The 17946-nt window shown below is 61.5% G+C and carries 12 protein-coding genes; 7 read left to right on the top strand and 5 right to left on the bottom strand.

The features are described 5' to 3' along the window. Positions 1-16 precede the first annotated feature (16 nt). From LIY45_RS10920 to LIY45_RS10930, 3 genes are all read right to left on the bottom strand, one after another. Positions 17-3700 carry a translocation/assembly module TamB domain-containing protein gene (locus LIY45_RS10920; protein WP_226476312.1) on the bottom strand — a complete coding sequence of 1228 codons (3684 nt, stop codon included), beginning with the start codon at positions 3698-3700 and terminating at the stop codon, positions 17-19. Continuing rightward, entirely contained in the window at positions 3700-5427 is a 1728-nt protein-coding gene (locus LIY45_RS10925; protein ID WP_026077893.1) for an autotransporter assembly complex family protein, read from the bottom strand. Before LIY45_RS10925 ends, LIY45_RS10920 begins: the two co-directional genes overlap by 1 nt. 64 nt (positions 5428-5491) lie before the next feature. Next, the gene (locus LIY45_RS10930; RefSeq protein WP_017476980.1) at positions 5492-6142 is read right to left on the bottom strand and encodes a GNAT family N-acetyltransferase; all 651 of its coding nucleotides are present in this window, start codon (positions 6140-6142) and stop codon (positions 5492-5494) included. 202 nt (positions 6143-6344) lie between these two features. Here LIY45_RS10930 and xthA point away from each other — a divergent pair, with 202 nt between their 5' ends. Together xthA and LIY45_RS10940 are read left to right on the top strand one after the other, a co-directional pair. Next, the gene (gene xthA, locus LIY45_RS10935) at positions 6345-7157 is read left to right on the top strand and encodes an exodeoxyribonuclease III (protein ID WP_226476313.1); all 813 of its coding nucleotides are present in this window, start codon (positions 6345-6347) and stop codon (positions 7155-7157) included. A 199-nt stretch (positions 7158-7356) separates the two neighbouring features. Continuing rightward, complete coding sequence (locus LIY45_RS10940; RefSeq protein ID WP_226476314.1) at positions 7357-8697, top strand: phosphate ABC transporter substrate-binding/OmpA family protein; 1341 nt, start codon at positions 7357-7359, stop codon at positions 8695-8697. Between the two features lie 140 nt (positions 8698-8837). Here LIY45_RS10940 and LIY45_RS10945 read toward each other — a convergent pair whose 3' ends face one another. Continuing rightward, a complete protein-coding gene (locus tag LIY45_RS10945) occupies positions 8838-10067 on the bottom strand; it encodes an acyl-CoA dehydrogenase (RefSeq protein WP_226476315.1) in 1230 nt (409 codons plus the stop codon). A 150-nt stretch (positions 10068-10217) separates the two neighbouring features. Between LIY45_RS10945 and LIY45_RS10950 the strand changes: the two genes are divergently transcribed. The 3 genes from LIY45_RS10950 (at position 10218) to LIY45_RS10960 (ending at position 12531) form a co-directional block, all read left to right on the top strand. After that, entirely contained in the window at positions 10218-11153 is a 936-nt protein-coding gene (locus LIY45_RS10950; RefSeq protein ID WP_017476977.1) for a LysR family transcriptional regulator, read from the top strand. A 67-nt stretch (positions 11154-11220) separates the two neighbouring features. Continuing rightward, positions 11221-11619: a MerR family DNA-binding transcriptional regulator gene (locus LIY45_RS10955; RefSeq protein WP_003211806.1), complete on the top strand. Its 399-nt coding sequence runs from the start codon at positions 11221-11223 to the stop codon at positions 11617-11619. 12 nt (positions 11620-11631) lie between these two features. Further along, complete coding sequence (locus tag LIY45_RS10960; RefSeq protein ID WP_226476316.1) at positions 11632-12531, top strand: hydroxymethylglutaryl-CoA lyase; 900 nt, start codon at positions 11632-11634, stop codon at positions 12529-12531. Between the two features lie 840 nt (positions 12532-13371). Here the strand turns inward: LIY45_RS10960 and LIY45_RS10965 are convergent. Beyond that, the gene (locus LIY45_RS10965; RefSeq protein WP_226476317.1) at positions 13372-15003 is read right to left on the bottom strand and encodes an AMP-binding protein; all 1632 of its coding nucleotides are present in this window, start codon (positions 15001-15003) and stop codon (positions 13372-13374) included. A gap of 146 nt (positions 15004-15149) precedes the next feature. Here LIY45_RS10965 and LIY45_RS10970 point away from each other — a divergent pair, with 146 nt between their 5' ends. Together LIY45_RS10970 and LIY45_RS10975 are read left to right on the top strand one after the other, a co-directional pair. Then, the gene (locus LIY45_RS10970) at positions 15150-16313 is read left to right on the top strand and encodes an isovaleryl-CoA dehydrogenase (protein WP_226476318.1); all 1164 of its coding nucleotides are present in this window, start codon (positions 15150-15152) and stop codon (positions 16311-16313) included. Between the two features lie 14 nt (positions 16314-16327). Next, positions 16328-17935, top strand: a complete 1608-nt coding sequence (locus LIY45_RS10975; protein ID WP_226476319.1) for a carboxyl transferase domain-containing protein — start codon at positions 16328-16330, stop codon at positions 17933-17935. The last annotated feature ends 11 nt before the right edge of the window (positions 17936-17946 follow it).

Consider the following 17946-nt stretch of genomic DNA (forward strand, 5'->3'; position numbering starts at 1 on the left):
CCTGAACCTGTACGGATCAGAAATCGCGCTTGTAGAAAATATCCAGGGAGCTGGCCACACCGCTGGCCACTTCCAGATACACCTTCTTGCTCAGCAGGTAGCGCAAGGCAATGGTGTTGGCCGGTTCGAAAACCCCGACGCCATAACGCAGGCTGAGCTTCTCCGAAATCTTGCCGCTGGCTACCACAGCGGTATTGGTGCCGCTGCCCTGAGTGTCCAGTTCAAAGTCCTGGATGCCCAGGTTCTTGGCGATGTCCGAGGTGACACCGGCACTGCCCATCAACCCGAGACCCAACGCCGCTTCAGCCAGCATGTTGTTGTCCTCACCGTTGGTGGTGCGTGATCGTCCCAACACCAGGTACGACAAGGCATCCTCCTGGGCCATCGCCGGCTCCGAGAAGATTTGCGTCGTCGGCTGCTCGGCACTGCCGCTCAGACGAATACCGGCGGTGACGGTCCGGGACGGCTCGGTGGTGATTCGCACCGCTTCGATATCCAGGAACGGCTGGTCAAGCGGCCCGGCGAACAGCAATCGCGCGCGGCGCACCGTGAGGCGCTGGCCGTAGGCGCGGTAGCGGCCATCGTTGAGCCAGAGTTCGCCACGGGTGTCCATGTTGTCGCCGATGTGCACGTGGCCTTGCAGGTTGGCGGTGAGGCCAAAGCCGGCGAAGCTCAGCTTGTCCTTGCCGACCTCCACGTCGATGTCCATCGCCATGGCCATGGGCGGCTTGCCCTCTTCGGTCTGGCTGCCGACGATCACCGTGTCATCCGAGACCTTGACCGTCGACGGCGGCAGTTCGCGCACAGTGATCTCGCCCCTGGGAATCTGCACCTTGCCGGAGATCGCCAGCTTGTCGTTCTTCATGCTGATTTTCAGGTCGGGTTCCACTTCCAGGGCCGCGTACGGCTCCACGGTGACCGGCAGTTGCGTGCCTTGCAGGGCGATATCCACCGCCAGGGCCTGGCCCCAATCGATCTGGCCCTTGATAGTGCCCTGCCCGGCCTTGCCGCTGCGCCAGCCGCCGCTGAGTTGCACGCTTTCGCCGGCAATCAGCGCCTGGATATTCAGGCCTTCTAAGCTGGTGGGCAGTTCCGGGCCGGAGATTTCGCCGCCGACCAGGTTGACGCTGCCGTTGACCTGAGGCGCCAGCAGGCTACCGGCGATTCGCCCGTTACCGTTGAGCTTGCCATTGAGTTTCTCGACCATGGGTACAAAGGGTCGGGCCACCGCGAGGTCGAGGCCGGTCAGGGTAAAGTTACCGCTGATCGGCTTGTTCTTCGCCAGCGGATTGAGCTGCGCCTGCAACAGCAACTCGCCGAGCTTGCCGCCACGGAAATTGAGCTGGGTGTCGATGCGCGTGGGGTTGAGGGTGGTTTCCAGCTTCAGCGTGTCGTAGGGGAAATCCAGCCACTGATCCTTGTCCTTGACCCGCAGGGTGCCGCCGCTGGCGTCCACCGAGACCACGCCTTTGGGGCCGCTGGCCGGCAAGTCGAGTTGCACGTCGGCATTGAGCTTGCCCTGCCAGGCGAAATCCTTGGGCAACCACTGGGCCAGGCTGTCGATGGGGAACTGCTTGAGGTGGTAACGCAGCTTGGGCTCTGGCATCAGGCGCTGGTCTTCACCGCACAGGCTCGCCGGGCCGGACACCCAGCAATGGGCAGCAAAGGTCAGCTTGCCGTCGGCCAGGCGCTCGATTTTCGCCGGGGCTTGCAGCTTCCAGTCCTGGCCACCAGCCTGCACATCGCCGCTGGCCAGGCGCCCGCGCCAGTTGCCTTTGTCAAGGTTGCCGTCCAGGGCCAGGGCCAGCTTGAGCAACGGGCCGGCCAGGTCGAGCTGGACTTTCTGGCTCTTGATATCGCCCTGGGCGCTGGCAGTGAAGGTGCCGAGCTGGGTTTCACCGGCCTGGATGCCGCTGCCCTTCAGGTCGATTTTGGCGCGCTGGGCGCTGTCGAGGTTCGCGTCCAGGGTCAGGTTTTGCAGGCGGTTGTCTTCGAACGCCAGTTGTTGGCCCACCAGGTTGAGCTTGCCTTGGGGTGCGTGCAGGGTGCCGGCGACGTCGAGGCGGCCATTCATCTGCCCGCGCAGTTGCGGCCAGAGTTGGGCGAGGCGCGTCAGCTTGATGTCGATCTGCCCAGCCAGCCGTTGTTGCAGGCTGCCGCTGCCGTAGATGCGGTTGTCACCGAGGCGGATGTCGAGGGCGCCGAGGGTCCACTGCTCGCCTGCGCCTTCGGCCTTGGCCTGGAGCACGGCGGGTTGGCCGCGCAGACGGCCCTTGAGGTCGAGGTCGGCATTGAGCTTGAGTTGCTCGTTCTTCAATTCACCCTTGCTGCGCAGCGGGCCCGCGAGGGTGCCGGGCAGTTCCGCGACCCAGTACGCCGGGTTGATGGCCGACAGGTCCAGCGCGGTATCCCAGGCGATGCCATCGGCAAATTGCAGGTTCAGGTGGCCTTCGGCCTTGCCCTGGCCGGCGGCGAGTTTCAACTCGGGGAGGAACACTTGCTTGAGGTCGCCGCTGAACGGGCTGGCCAGGCTGAACTTGCCGGCCGGGCCGTCCAGATCGGCCTTGAAGTTGCCCAGGTAGTTGCCGTCCTTGTAGGAGACTTCACCATTGAAGGTCCGCAAGGCGACTTGGGGTTCGTCGATCACCGGATACAGGCGATGCCAGGGGAAATCCAGCCAGACGATTTTCGCGTCGGCGCTGAAGCCTTGCTGCCAGTCCAGGTTGGCACTGAGCTTAAGGCTTTGTTTATCGCCCGCATTCAAATCCAGCCCAGCGATCTGCGCGCCCTTGGCGTCGACCTTGCCTTGCAGCAGCAGGTCTACCGGGCCTTTTTCCGCCGGCAGGACGGCTTTGCCGAGCAGTTGGTAACCGTTGCTCAGGTCGCCCTTGGCGGTCAGGTCCAGCTGATTGAGTTGCAGGGTATCGGGCAGATCGGCGCTGGGTTTAAAGCCGTCGGCGGTGATGTGCAGTTGCGCCGGCAGGTTTTCCACCAGAGGCTGCAACTCGCCGCTGAGCTTGGCCGGCAGGTAGCCGCTGCTGTCGGCGTCGAGCTTGAGGGTTTTGAGCAAGTCGCCATCGACCTTGAGCGCCAGGGTCCAGGGCGCGCCGCCCGGCGCGTAAGGCAGGTTCAGGTTACCGCTGGCGGCCAACGGCCAGTTGCCGGTGGGTTGCAGCAGGCCGGACAGGTCAAGGACCAAACCGTCCCGTTGCAGGTGCACCGAATCGATCTGCATCCCGGCGGCAGTCCAGTGCGCCGCCAGTTGCAGGCCCTGGAGCTCTTCGCTGCCATTGAACAGCAGGCTGCCGACGCGGATGTCGCCCAACTGAAGGGCAACCGGCAGTTTCAAGTCCGGCAGGGTAATCGGGCCGCTGCTGTCTTCGGTGCTGGGCGGAAATTGCAGGTTCACCTGCTCCACATCCAGCTGGTTGATGCACAAGGTCATGCGCATTAAACAGGCTGGCGACCAGTCGAACTTCGGTGCCTGCAGCTCCACGCGGCTGCTGTCTTGCTGCCACAACAGGTGGTCGGCACTCCACTGCCCGCCAAGGCGACCCTGGAAATTCTCCACGGTCAAACCCGGCACCTGGCCCAGCACCCAACGGCTGCCGGCTTGGGTGCCCAGCACCGTCCACAGTGCCAGCACTATCAGCGCGAGGACCGCCAGAACGGCCAGCCCCGCTATTTTCAAACCACGCATCACAGCTCAGGCCCCATGGAAAAGTGCAAACGAATGCCGCCCGGATCTTCGAGGGCATGGGCCAGGTCGAGGCGGATCGGGCCGACCGGCGACACCCAGCGCACGCCCACACCTACACCGGTTTTCAGGCTCGGCATTTCCAGGGTGTTGAACGAGTTGCCTTGGTCGATAAAGGTCGCGATCCGCCATTTTTCGGCGATGGAATACTGATACTCGGCGCTCAGGGCCACCATATAGCGGCCACCGATGCGGTCACCAAGGTCGTTTTCCGGCGACAGCGTCTGGTACTCGTAACCCCGTACGCTCTGGTCGCCACCGGCAAAAAACCGCAACGACGGCGGCACCGATTTGTAGCCGTTGGTGGCACTGCCGCCAAACTGCGCCCGTGCCAGGAAACGGTGGTTGTCCCACAGGGTGGTCAAGCCCTTGATCGTCGCCGTGCCGTACAGCAGGTTGGTGTCGGAACCCAGGCCTTCCTTGGCGACCTTCGCGTCGAACAGCAGGCGATAGCCATTGTGCGGGTCGATGCGGTTGTCGCTGCGCAGGTAGGAATAACTGATGCCCGGCATCAGCAGCGTACTCAGGCCCGAGTCGTTGCCCAGGCGATACTCTTCGCGCTGCCATTTGAGCGAGATCACCCGGGTCCAGCCGCTGGGTAACTTGCTGTGCCACTCGGGGCCGAGGGTCAGCAATTTACTCAGGGTGTCGGTGTTGGCGATTTCTTCATTCTGGTAGCCACCGGCGAAACGCAGTTTGTCGGTGAGTGGCGGGTCCATGGGGATGTCGTACCACAGCCCGACGTTCTGCCGAGGCGCGGAAAGCTCGGCTTCCCAGCCATAACTGTGGCCCTGGGGGTTGACCCAGTGGCGCGTCCAGTTGGCCTTGCCCCGCGGGCCGACATCGGTCGAGTAACCGAGGCCCAGGCCCATGGTGCGGGGCTTGCGGGTTTCGAGTTGCACGGCCACCGGAATCACGTCATTGGTCGAGGCGGCCGGGGCGGCGTCCACCCGTACGCCTTCGAAAAAGCCGCTGGATTGCAGGTTCTGGTTGAGTTCGGCGATCAGTTCGGAGTCGTAAGGCGCGCCGCTCTTGAACGGCACCATGCGTTGCAGCAGGTCTTCATCAAACGGCGTGTCGCCGGCAAAGCTGACCTTGCCCAAGGTGTAGCGTGGGCCACTGTCGTAAATGAGTTCGATATCGGCGACGCCCGCCTTGGGGTCGACCGAGAGTTTCTGGCTGGTAAAGCGCCCGCTGAAAAAGCCGTAGCGTGACGCCTGGTTCTGGATGACGCGCTTGGCGTCTTCGTAGTTGCCGTGGTTGAGCACGGCGCCGGATTTGAGTTGGTCGCTGGCGGGCACGCGAAAGGCCTTGAGGTCGGCGGCCTGGCCGTCGACCCGAATGGTCACATTGCGCAAATGCACCGGTTCGCCGGGGTCGATGGTGAGGATCAGGCGCGGGTTCTTGCCGCCCTTCACATCGCTGGCAATCTGCGGCTGGTAGTAGCCCAGCGCCTGGGCGGCCTTGCGGGCCTGCTCCTCGGCGCCACGGCTGAACCGCAGCAAGGCTTCTTCGTCACGATCGCCGACCCCGCCGATATAGCCTTCGATGTTGGCTTTCAACGCGTCGTTTGAAGGTTTGATGCGCACATCCAATTCGCTTTGCGCCAAGGCGCCGCAGCTCGTGAACAGCAGAATCAAGCCGCTGGTAAATCTTCCTGGAAACTTCATAGGCGGGGATGCTACACGAGCTTGGGAGCGTCTTAGAACCCTGATTTGTCTGAACAATTCTGTCTTAAAGCGTTGCAGCTTGTAACACCTGCGGATTTGCGTGAAAGAACACGTGCTCCAGAACAGGTCCTACAGCCACCTCGCCAATCTCTTCATACCCCTGGCGCTTATAGAACTCCAGATAGCGAGAATTCCCCGTGTCCAACACTACGCCAGAGGAATGCGGGTCTTCGGCGCACCAGTTATGCACCGCTTCCAGCAGTTGCTCACCGTAGTGCTTGCCCTGGAATTGCGGGTGAATCCCCAGCAGTGGCAGCACATGCACCGAATCCGAGGGCAGGCATGCCAGCACCGCCTGATGGTATTCCAGGTACCGCCGGGTGCCGCGCACACCGGTGCTCAACCACATCCGTAACTGCCAGGCCCAGCTTTCAGTGATGCCCAGGCGGCGAGTCGGTGGCGCGATCAGGGCGATGCCGATCAGTCGGTCGTTGACCAGCAGGCCAATGGCCGGCAATTTCTGGAAAAAGTGCTGCTTGACCAGTTCACGCACCGTGGCGCGCACCCGCTGTTCGTAACCGGGACGTTCGGCTTCGAAGATGTAGGCGAACGTCGGCTCATGGCGATAGGCCTGGTACAACAGAGAACGGGCTTCGCGGGAATAGCCGCTGTCGAGCATGTGGATCTGGGTGATGGCAGTCGAGGTGTCAGGCATAACAGTGAATCTCCCCTGGGCGCTGACTCAAAAGGTCGCGCTCTTGTTATTACGAACGTCTGCGGCACTGATTCGTTCAGTGTAGCCACCGGGGGCCGCTTCGCAGCCCAACGCAGCCTCGAGCCTCGGCAGCTGCTACAAGGCTGGCTCCCGTCCGACTTGTCGGCTAGCATCGCCCTTTTGCCAGACTGGACTGCCGACCATGAAAATCGTGTCTTTCAATATCAACGGGCTGCGCGCCCGTCCTCATCAGCTGGCGGCACTGATCGAGAAACACCAGCCGGACGTGATCGGCCTGCAGGAAACCAAGGTCCACGACGACCAGTTCCCGCTGGATGAGATCAAGGCCCTGGGCTATCACGTGTATTACCACGGGCAGAAAGGCCACTACGGTGTTGCCCTGCTCTCGCGCCAGGCACCGCTGGCGCTGCATAAAGGTTTTGCCAGTGACGAAGAAGACGCCCAGCGCCGCTTCATCTGGGGCACCTTCGCCGACGCCAACGGCAACCCGATTACCATCATGAACGGCTATTTCCCACAGGGCGAAAGCCGCGACCACCCCACCAAGTTCCCGGCCAAGCAGCGCTTCTACGAGGACCTGCAAACCTTGCTGGAGTCACAGTTCAGCAATGACCAGGCGGTGGTTGTGATGGGCGATGTGAATATCTCCCCGGAAGATTGCGACATCGGCATCGGCGCCGACAACGCCAAGCGCTGGCTGAAAACCGGCAAGTGCAGCTTCCTGCCGGAAGAACGCGAGTGGATGGCGCGCCTGAAGAACTGGGGCCTGGTGGACAGCTTCCGCCACCTCAACCCGGATGTGGCGGACCGCTTCAGCTGGTTCGATTATCGCAGCCGTGGTTTTGAAGACGAGCCAAAGCGCGGGCTGCGGATCGACCTGATCATGGCTTCCCAAGGCTTGTTGCCCCGGGTGAAGGATGCCGGTGTGGACTACGACCTGCGCGGCATGGAAAAACCCTCCGATCATGCGCCGATCTGGCTGGAATTGAGCTGATTTCTTAACAGCAGCGCCGTTAAATGTGGGAGCGGGCTTGCTCGCGAATACGGTGTGTCAGTCACCGGATACGTCGACTGACACACCGTATTCGCGAGCAAGCCCGCTCCCACTTTTTGACGGCGTGATGCCGGTCATATTGCTGAAACCTCTCTGACTTAATCTCGCGGCACTCCCTTTGGCTTGAGAAGGTGCCGGCATGATGCTGCGCGTTCTATCCCTGCTGGCCCTGCTCAGCGCATTTCCCTTCGCCGCTTTTTCCACCCCACTGCCCTTCCCCGAACATGGCCCGGCCTTGCGCATCCAGGGTTCCAACACCATCGGCGCGGCGCTTGGCCCGGCGCTGGTCAAGGGGCTGATGGAGCAACAAGGGCTGCAAGCCGTGCACAGCGAGCCATCTGACCAGGCCAACGAGCAGCACATCGTTGGCAAGACTCGCCAGGGCCTGCGAGTGACGGTGGAAGTAGCCGCCCATGGCTCCAGTACCGGATTTGCCGCGCTGAAAAAAGCCAGTGCCGACCTCGCCGCCTCGTCCCGGCCCATCAAGGACAGTGAACTGGTGGACCTGGAATCCCTCGGCGACCTGAAGAGCCCGGATGCCGAACAAGTCATCGCCATTGATGGCCTAGCGATCATCCTCAACCCGCGCAACCCGTTGGGTACGTTGAATACCGAGCAACTGGCGCAGATTTTCAGCGGCGAGGTTTCGACCTGGGAGCAAATTGGCGGCATCGGCGGCCAGATTCACCTGTACGCGCGGGATGATCAGTCCGGCACCTACGATACTTTCAAGGAGCTGGTGCTCAGCCGTCGGGGCAAAGCATTGGATGGCAGCGCCAAGCGGTTCGAGTCCAGCGAGGAATTGTCGGATGCCGTCAGCCGTGACCCGCAGGGTATCGGTTTTATTGGTTTGCCTTACGTGCGCCAAGCCAAGGCAGTTGCCATCGTCGATGGCGACTCGCAACCCATGCTGCCGTTGAACAGCCTGATTGCCACCGAGGATTACCCGCTGTCACGCCGGCTGTTCTTCTATTTGCCGCCGGTTGAGCACAATCCGTGGGCCAGGGCGCTGGTGGACTTTGCGCAAAGCAGCAAGGGCCAGGCGATCGTGGCCGCCAATGGCTTTATCGCGCAGCAGGTGCAAGCCATGGCAGTGGAGCCGCAGGCACCGATGCCCGAGGATTATCAGGCGATCGCCCGGCAGGCGCAGCGGCTGACCGTGAATTTCCGGTTTGAGGAAGGCAGCGCCAGCCTCGACAACAAGGCGCGCCAGGACTTGATGCGGGTGGTGGCTTATATAAAGAGCCACGGCAAGCTGGACAAGCAGGTGACGCTGGTGGGGTTTGGGGATGCCAAGAGTGATGCTCAGCGGGCGGCGCTGTTGTCGAAGTTGCGGGCGATGGCGGTACGGCGGGAACTGGTTAAAAGCGGCGTGGTGCTGAGGGACATTCAGGGGTTCGGTGCCGAGATGCCCGTGGCGGCAAATACGGCGGATGAGGGAAGGATCAAGAATCGGCGGGTGGAGGTTTGGGTGTATTGAGGACGCGGAGCGTCCGGGGCAGCATTCCCACGCAGAGCGTGGGAACGATCAACTGGCCTCATCGCGGGCAAGCCCGGCTCCCACAGTTGACTGCATTCCCCTGTGGGGGCTGGCTTGCCTGCGATGAAGACACCTCGGTGTTACTGGCCGCTGCGCATCATTTCCCGCGGCACATACTTGCCGATCTCGAACTTGCCGATCGCCGCGCGGTGCACTTCGTCGGGACCGTCGGCCAGGCGCAGGGTGCGCTGCATGGCGTACATGTAGGCCAGCGGGAAGTCATTGGAGACACCGGCGCCACCGTGGATCTGGATGGCGCGGTCGATCACCTTCAACGCCACGTTCGGCGCCACTACCTTGATCTGGGCGATTTCGCTTTTCGCGACCTTGTTGCCCACGGTGTCCATCATGTAGGCGGCTTTCAAGGTCAGCAGGCGCGCCATGTCGATTTCCATCCGCGAGTCGGCGATCTTGTCGATATTGCCCCCCAGACGAGCCAGCGGTTTGCCGAAGGCGGTACGGCTGACGGAACGCTTGCACATCAATTCCAGCGCGCGCTCGGCCATGCCGATGGAGCGCATGCAATGGTGGATACGGCCCGGGCCAAGGCGACCTTGGGCAATTTCAAAGCCCCGGCCTTCGCCCAGCAGGACGTTTTCGTACGGCACTCGGACGTTTTCAAAGTGCACTTCGGCGTGGCCATGGGGCGCGTCGTCGTAGCCGAACACCGGCAGCGGACGTACGATTTTCACACCAGGCGCATCCACCGGCACCAGGATCATCGAGTGTTGCTGATGACGCGGCGCATCCGGGTTGCTCAGGCCCATGAAGATCAGGATTTTGCAGCGCGGGTCGCAGGCGCCGGAGGTCCACCATTTTTTACCGTTGATCACCCACTCGTCGCCGTCGCGAACCGCACGGGCCGCCATGTTGGTGGCATCGGAGGACGCCACGTCCGGCTCAGTCATGGCAAATGCCGAGCGGATCTCGCCACGCAGCAACGGCTCCAGCCAGCGCTGTTTTTGCTCTTCGTTGGCATAGCGCACCAGCACTTCCATGTTGCCGGTATCCGGTGCCGAGCAGTTGAACGGCTCCGGCCCCAGCAAAGAGCGGCCCATGATTTCTGCCAGGGGTGCGTATTCCAGGTTGGTCAGCCCGGCGCCCAGTTCGGATTCCGGCAGGAACAGGTTCCACAGGCCTTCGGCTTTAGCCTTGGCTTTCAACTCCTCCATGATCGCAGTGGGCTGCCAGCGGTCACCTTCGGCAACCTGGCGTTCAAACACAGGCTCGGCCGGGTAGACGTAGGCGTCCATGAACGCGGTAACGCGTTCACGCAGTTCCTGAACCTTGGGCGAATAGGCGAAATCCATGGGCAGCACCTTCTCAATGGAGGTTGTTGAGGTCATGAATCGATGCTAGAACAGCGTTGATAATTTACCTAGCCTATTCTCGGCGTGTATTAACATTCATCACCGATATATGATCGGCGTATGGACACCTAACAATAAGAGCGCAGCGAAATGAATCTGAGCAAGGTCGACCTCAACCTCTTCATCGTCTTTGACGCGATCTACACCGAAGCCAACCTGACCCGCGCCGGGCAGATTGTGGGTATTACCCAGCCGGCGGTGTCGAACGCTCTGGCCCGCCTGCGGGAGACCTTCAACGACCCGTTGTTCGTGCGCACCGCCCAAGGCATGGTGCCCACGCCCATGGCCCAGAACATCATCGGCCCGGTGCGTAATGCCCTGTCGTTGCTGCGGGTATCGGTGCAGGAAAGCCGGATCTTCAACCCGCAACAGGCCGCCAAGACCTACCGCATCAGCATGACCGACCTCACCGAAGCGGTGATCTTGCCCGCACTGTTCCAGCGCCTGCGCCGCCTGGCGCCGACGGTGGTGATCGAGAGTTTCCTGTCCAAGCGCCGGGAAACCACCAAGGAACTGGCGGCCGGTCGCCTGGACTTTGCGGTGGATGCGCCGCTCAACACCGACCCGCAAGTGCGCCACGTCAAGCTGATGGAAGACCGCTATGTATGCGCCATGCGCAAGGGCCATCCGATGGCGGGCAAGGACAAGCTCACTCTGGATGACTACCTCTCGCTGACACACATTCATATCTCCAGCCGGCGCAACGGCCTGGGCCACGTCGACCTGGCGCTGGGCAAGATGGGCCTGCAGCGCAAGATCGCCCTGCGCTCCCAGCACTACCTGATGGCCTCGCAAGTGTTGCAGCAGACCGACATGGTGATGACCGTGCCTGAACGCTTTGCCCGGCGCCATGAACTGCACTGGTTCAACCTGCCGGTAAATGATGTGCCCATGGTGGAAACCCATCTGTACTGGCATGAAAGCACCGACCAGGACCCGGCCAACCGCTGGATGCGCGAGCAAATGATCGAGCTGTGCCAGCAGGTGACAGCCCATGAGAAGAAGCTGGATAAGCAGCAGGCTTGAGCTGCTGCTTGACGTTAACGTCAAGCACCCATTAGCTTAACGCTCAAGACACCCCTTGAGCGCCACCATGAGCACGACCTACAGCATCTCCGACCTCGCCCGCGAGCTCGACATCACCACCCGCGCCATTCGCTTCTATGAAGAACAAGGCCTGCTGTCCCCGGAACGCCGGGGCCAGGAGCGCATCTACTCGCCCCGGGACAAGGTCAGTCTCAAGTTGATCCTGCGGGGCAAGCGCATCGGTTTTTCCCTGGCCGAGTGCCGGGAGCTGATCGAACTCTACGACCCCACCAGCGGCAACCAGAAACAGTTGCACAGCATGCTGGCGAAAATCGCCGAGCGCCGCGAGCAGCTGGAGCAACAGTTGCTGGACATCGAACAGATGAAGCTGGAGCTGGACACCGCCGAAGAGCGGTGCACCCAGGCGCTGGAACAGACCATTCAGGGCCAGGTTGGCCATTCATAAAAGGTAGCTGCCATGTCCCTTCCCTCTCATGTGCGCCTGGTGGAAGTCGGTCCGCGCGACGGCCTGCAGAATGAAGCGCAACCCATCAGCGTCGCCCACAAGGTGCAATTGGTGGACGCCCTGAGCGCCGCCGGCCTGGGTTACATCGAAGTCGGCAGTTTTGTCTCGCCCAAGTGGGTGCCGCAGATGGCCGGGTCGGCCGAGGTGTTTGCGCAGATCCAGCGCAAGCCGGGCGTGACCTATGGTGCACTGGCGCCGAACCTGCGGGGTTTTGAAGATGCGCTGGCGGCGGGCGTGAAGGAAGTCGCGGTGTTTGCGGCGGCGTCCGAGGCGTTTTCCCAGCGCAACATCAACTGCTCCATCAGCGAAAGCCTGGAGCGCTTCGTGCCGATCATGGACGCGGCGAGGCAGCATGGCGTGAGCGTGCGGGGTTATGTGTCGTGTGTGCTGGGTTGCCCCTATGAAGGTCAGGTCGCACCGGAACACGTCGCGGTAGTCGCTCGCGAGCTGTTTGCCATGGGCTGCTATGAGGTGTCCCTGGGCGACACCATTGGCACCGGCACTGCGGGCGCCACGCGGCGGATGTTCGAGGTGGTCGGCGCGCAGGTGCCACGGGACAAGCTGGCCGGGCACTTCCATGACACCTATGGGCAGGCCATTGCCAATATCTACGCCAGCCTTGAGGAAGGTATCCAAGTGTTTGACAGCTCTATTGCAGGCCTCGGCGGCTGCCCTTATGCCAAGGGTGCCAGCGGTAACGTCGCCACGGAAGATGTGCTGTACCTGCTCAATGGCCTGGGCATCGAGACGGGTATCGACATGGACAAGCTGATTCTGGCGGGCCAGCAGATTTGTACGGTACTCGGCCGCCCCACGGGTTCGCGTGTGGCGAAGGCTCGCAGCGTCGGTTGAGTAGCGCGCCTGTGACGATGTGTTACCTCGCGGCTACACATCGGGTAACACGGGAACATATTTTGTCGCATTTCCTGAAAGAAATTTCCCACTAAAAAAACAAACCATTGATTTTAAAGGACTTTAAAAAGTTGGCACGGCTTCTGCTATCTCTATTGCATAACAAGAATAAAAAGCACCAAACCTAATAAAAATAAGACGTAACGACTCTGACATAACAAAAACAACACGGCAGAGACGCAGCTAACAGATTTTTTTGGAGAAGATGTGCTTCGCAGGGTACGGCTAGCCGAAACCCGCAACCGGATAGAGAAGAACAAAAAACTACCTCAAGGTAGCTACCCACTGGTTGGATCGCTTGCGAAGAAGCAGATCAGCGCTCAAAAAAATACGTTTGCTCTTGACCCCGGATGGGGGTCGCCAAAAACAGCGGTAAAGGGCCACGGTTGCCAAAAACAACAACAGACCGCCCCTCAATAATAAAAAAGAGCACGCAACGACAAATTAAAGGGGACCTTCGGGTCCCCTTTGTGCTTTCTCGGGGAAGGTGATTTGCGTGTATATACGTTTTTTGGATGATGGCTTCGATTGGTTCCGCTGTTACAACGGCCTGAGGGCCGGCTTGAGTGTGGTGAAGCAAATCAAAAGCTAAAGCGGGCACGGTTCAAATGTGGGAGCGGGCTTGCTCGCGAAGGTCGTTAACGATGACGTTGGCGTCCTGAATGAACGCGGCGCCCTCACGTTTTTCGCGAGCAAGCTCGCTCCTACAGAAAAGCGGCTTATGATCTTGATCTGACTGCCCCATTCAGCCGGGGGCCGAACGCAGGTGGCCCGGCCCCCTCACCCCCTCTTCAACTCCTCAATCATAATTTCCCGCATCCGAAACTTCTGAATCTTCCCCGTCACCGTCATCGGAAACTCATCCACAAATTTGAAATGCTTGGGCATCTTGAAGTGCGCAATCCGCCCCTTGCACCACGTCTGCAGCTCAAGCTCATCAGCCACATGCCCCGGGTGAAACTTGATCCACGCCACAATCGCCTCACCATAGCGCTCATCCGGAATCCCGATCACCTGCACATCCGCCACCGCCGGATGAGTGAAGAAAAACTCCTCCAACTCCCGCGGGTACACGTTCTCGCCACCGCGAATGATCATGTCCTTGTTACGCCCGGCGATGCTCACATACCCATGTTCATCCATGGTCGCCAGGTCGCCGGTGTGCATCCAGCCCGCGTCATCGATTACTTCCCGAGTACCGTCGAGGTTATTCCAGTAACCCAGCATCACACTGTAGCCACGGGTACACAGCTCACCTATCTGGCCCCGGGCAACCGTGTTACCGGCCTCATCGATGATCTTGCTTTCCAGCTGTGGCTGGGTACGGCCGACGGTGGTCACCCGCCGCTCGAGGTCGTCATCCGGCCCGGTCTGCAACGACACCGGGCTGGTTTCAGTCATGCCATAGGCAATCTGCACCTCGCTCATGTGCATCTCGCTGATGACCCGGCGCATCACCTCGATCGGGCAGGTGGCGCCGGCCATGATCCCGGTGCGCAGGTGTGAGAGGTCGAATTCAGCACGGCGTGGGTGGTCAAGCATGGCGATAAACATGGTGGGCACGCCGTAGAGCCCGGTGGCCTGTTCTTCGGCGACGGCAGCCAGGGTCAGCAGCGGGTCGAAGCCGTCGTTCGGGTAGATCATCGTGGTCCCGTGGGTGATACAACCCAGGTTGCCCATCACCATGCCAAAGCAGTGATACAGCGGCACCGGGATCACCAGGCGGTCTTGCGCGGTCAGGCCCAGGCTTTCGCCGACCATGTAGCCGTTATTGAGGATGTTGTGGTGACTGAGGGTGGCGCCTTTGGGGAAACCGGTGGTGCCGGAGGTGTACTGGATGTTGACGGGTTGATCGAAGTGCAGGCTGGCCTGACGGGTTTGCAGTTGCTCGGGCGCAATGCCCGCGCCGAGGGCCGCCAATTGCGACCAGGGCGTGAACCCCGGAGGTGGGCTGGGATCAAGGCTGATGATGCCGCGCAGGTCGGGCTTCAACTCCTGCAACATGCCGTGGTAATCGGAGGCCTTGAACGACCCGGCGCACACCAGCCACTGGCAGCCGGACTGCTTGAGTACGTACTCCAGTTCACTGCTGCGATACGCCGGGTTGATATTGACCAGAATCACGCCGAGCTTGGCGCTGGCGATCTGGCTGATGCACCACTCGGCGCAATTCGGGGCCCAGATGCCCAGGCGGTCGCCGGTTTGCATCCCCATGGCCAGGAACGCACGTGCATGCAAATCCACCGTCTCTGCCAGTTGCCGCCAGGTGTAGCGACGCGGTTGATGGCGCACGACCAGCGCTTCGCCGTCGGGGTAGCGCGAAACCGTTTGATCAAAGGCCTGGCCGATAGTCATGGCCAGCAAGGCCTTGTCCTGAGAGCCACGGCTGTAGCTCTGATTCGATTGATCCATAACGACCCCTGTTGTCTTTTTTGTAGGTTGACGTAAACGTAAACTACGATTGACAGCCCTGCAACGCAAGCTTACGTTAACGTAAAGGTGATCGCCCTTCCCCGGCGCATTGGCCACACAAAAACAACGTTAGAAGGTGCCCGTCCATGAGTTACCCCTCCCTGAACTTCGCCCTCGGTGAAACCATCGACATGCTGCGCGACCAGGTGCAGTCCTTCGTGGCCAAGGAGCTGGCGCCACGGGCTGCGCAGATCGACATCGACAACCTGTTCCCCGCCGACATGTGGCGCAAATTCGGCGACATGGGCCTGCTGGGCATCACTGTGCCGGAAGAATACGGCGGCGCCGGCCTGGGCTACCTGGCCCACGTGGTGGCCATGGAAGAGATCAGCCGGGGTTCGGCTTCGGTGGCGTTGTCCTACGGCGCGCACTCCAACCTCTGCGTCAACCAGATCAACCGCAACGGCACCCACGAGCAAAAACTCAAGTACCTGCCCAAGCTGATCAGCGGCGAACACATCGGCGCCCTGGCCATGAGCGAGCCGAATGCCGGCTCCGACGTGGTCTCCATGAAGCTGCGCGCCGACAAACGCGGCGACGTGTATGTGCTCAACGGCAGCAAGACCTGGATCACCAACGGCCCCGACGCCAACACCTACGTGATCTACGCCAAGACCGACCTCGAAAAAGGTGCCCACGGCATCACCGCGTTTATCGTCGAGCGCGACTCGAAAGGTTTCAGCCGCAGCAACAAGTTCGACAAGCTGGGCATGCGCGGCTCCAACACCTGCGAGCTGTTTTTCGATGACGTCGAAGTGCCGGAAGAAAACATCCTCGGCGCGCTGAATGGCGGAGTGAAGGTGCTGATGAGCGGCCTCGATTACGAACGCGTGGTGCTCTCCGGCGGCCCGACCGGAATCATGCAGGCCTGCATGGACCTGATCGTGCCTTACATCCACGACCGCAAGCAGTTCGGCCAGAGCATCGGCGAGTTCCAGCTGATCCAGGGCAAGGTCGCCGACATGTACACCCAACTCAACGCCAGCCGCGCCTACCTGTACGCGGTGGCCCAGGCCTGCGAGCGAGGCGAGACCACGCGCAAGGACGCCGCCGGGGTGATCCTGTACAGCGCCGAACGTGCTACCCAGATGGCTCTCGACGCGATCCAGATTCTCGGTGGCAATGGCTATATCAATGAATTCCCGGCGGGCCGTCTGCTGCGTGACGCCAAGCTGTATGAAATCGGTGCCGGCACCAGTGAGATCCGGCGCATGTTGATCGGTCGCGAGCTGTTTAACGAAACCCGCTGAACGGAGCGCGCACCATGGCTACCCTGCACACCCAGCTCAACCCGCGCTCGGCGGAATTCGCCGCCAACAGCGCGGCGATGCTCCAACAGGTCGACGCCCTGCATACCCTGCTCGCCCAAGTGCAGCAAGGCGGCGGCGCCAAGGCTCAGGAGCGGCATACATCGCGAGGCAAACTGTTGCCCCGCGAGCGGATCAATCGCCTGCTCGACCCGGGCTCGCCGTTCCTTGAACTCAGCCAACTGGCGGCTTATCAGGTATATGGCGAAGACGTGCCGGCGGCCGGGGTAATTGCCGGAATTGGTCGGGTGGAAGGCGTCGAGTGCATGATCGTCGCCAACGACGCCACGGTGAAAGGCGGCTCGTACTACCCGCTGACGGTTAAAAAACACCTGCGCGCCCAGACCATCGCCGAGCAGAACCGCCTCCCGTGCATCTACCTGGTGGACTCCGGCGGCGCCAACCTGCCGCGCCAGGATGAAGTGTTCCCGGACCGCGAGCACTTCGGGCGGATCTTCTTCAACCAGGCGAACATGAGTGCCCAGGGCATCCCGCAGATCGCCGTGGTGATGGGCTCCTGCACCGCCGGTGGCGCCTATGTGCCGGCGATGGCGGACGAAGCAATCATGGTTCGCCAGCAAGCCACCATCTTCCTCGCCGGCCCGCCGCTGGTGAAGGCGGCGACGGGTGAAGTGGTCAGCGCCGAAGACCTGGGCGGTGCCGATGTGCACTGCAAGATTTCCGGGGTGGCCGACCACTATGCCGACAGCGACGAACATGCGCTGGCCCTGGCCCGGCGTAGCGTGGCCAACCTCAACTGGCGCAAGCTGGGGCACTTGCAACAACGCACGCCGCTGGCGCCGCTTTATAGCAGCGAAGAGCTGTACGGCGTGATCCCGGCCGACGCCAAGCAACCGTTCGACGTGCGTGAAGTGATCGCGCGATTGGTGGACGGCTCGGTGTTCGATGAATTCAAGGCACTGTTCGGCACCACCCTGGTGTGCGGCTTTGCGCACCTGCACGGCTACCCGGTTGCGATCCTGGCCAACAACGGCATCCTCTTCGCCGAGGCTGCGCAAAAAGGCGCGCACTTTATCGAGCTGGCCTGTCAACGCAGGATTCCGCTGCTGTTCCTGCAAAACATCACCGGCTTTATGGTCGGCCAGAAATACGAAGCCGGCGGCATTGCCAAGCACGGCGCCAAACTGGTCACGGCGGTGGCCTGCGCCAAGGTGCCGAAGTTCACCGTGATCATCGGCGGCAGCTTCGGCGCCGGTAACTACGGCATGTGTGGCCGCGCCTATGACCCGCGCTTCTTGTGGATGTGGCCCAACGCACGCATCGGCGTGATGGGCGCCGAACAGGCCGCAGGTGTGCTGGTGCAGGTCAAGCGCGAGCAGGCCGAACGTGCCGGCCAGGCTTTCAGTGACGATGAGGAAACGGCGATCAAGCAGCCGATCCTCGACCAGTACGAAACCCAGGGCCACCCCTACTACTCCAGCGCACGACTGTGGGACGACGGCGTCATCGATCCGTTGCAGACCCGCGACGTGCTGGCCCTGGCCTTGTCCGCTTCGCTGAACGCCCCCATCGAGCCGAGCCGCTTCGGCGTGTTCCGCATGTAAATGGAGCTGCA

Origin of the sequence: Pseudomonas sp. MWU16-30323 (genome assembly GCF_020515595.1) — a bacterium.
In the GTDB taxonomy this organism is placed as follows: Bacteria; Pseudomonadota; Gammaproteobacteria; order Pseudomonadales; family Pseudomonadaceae; genus Aquipseudomonas; species Aquipseudomonas yamanorum.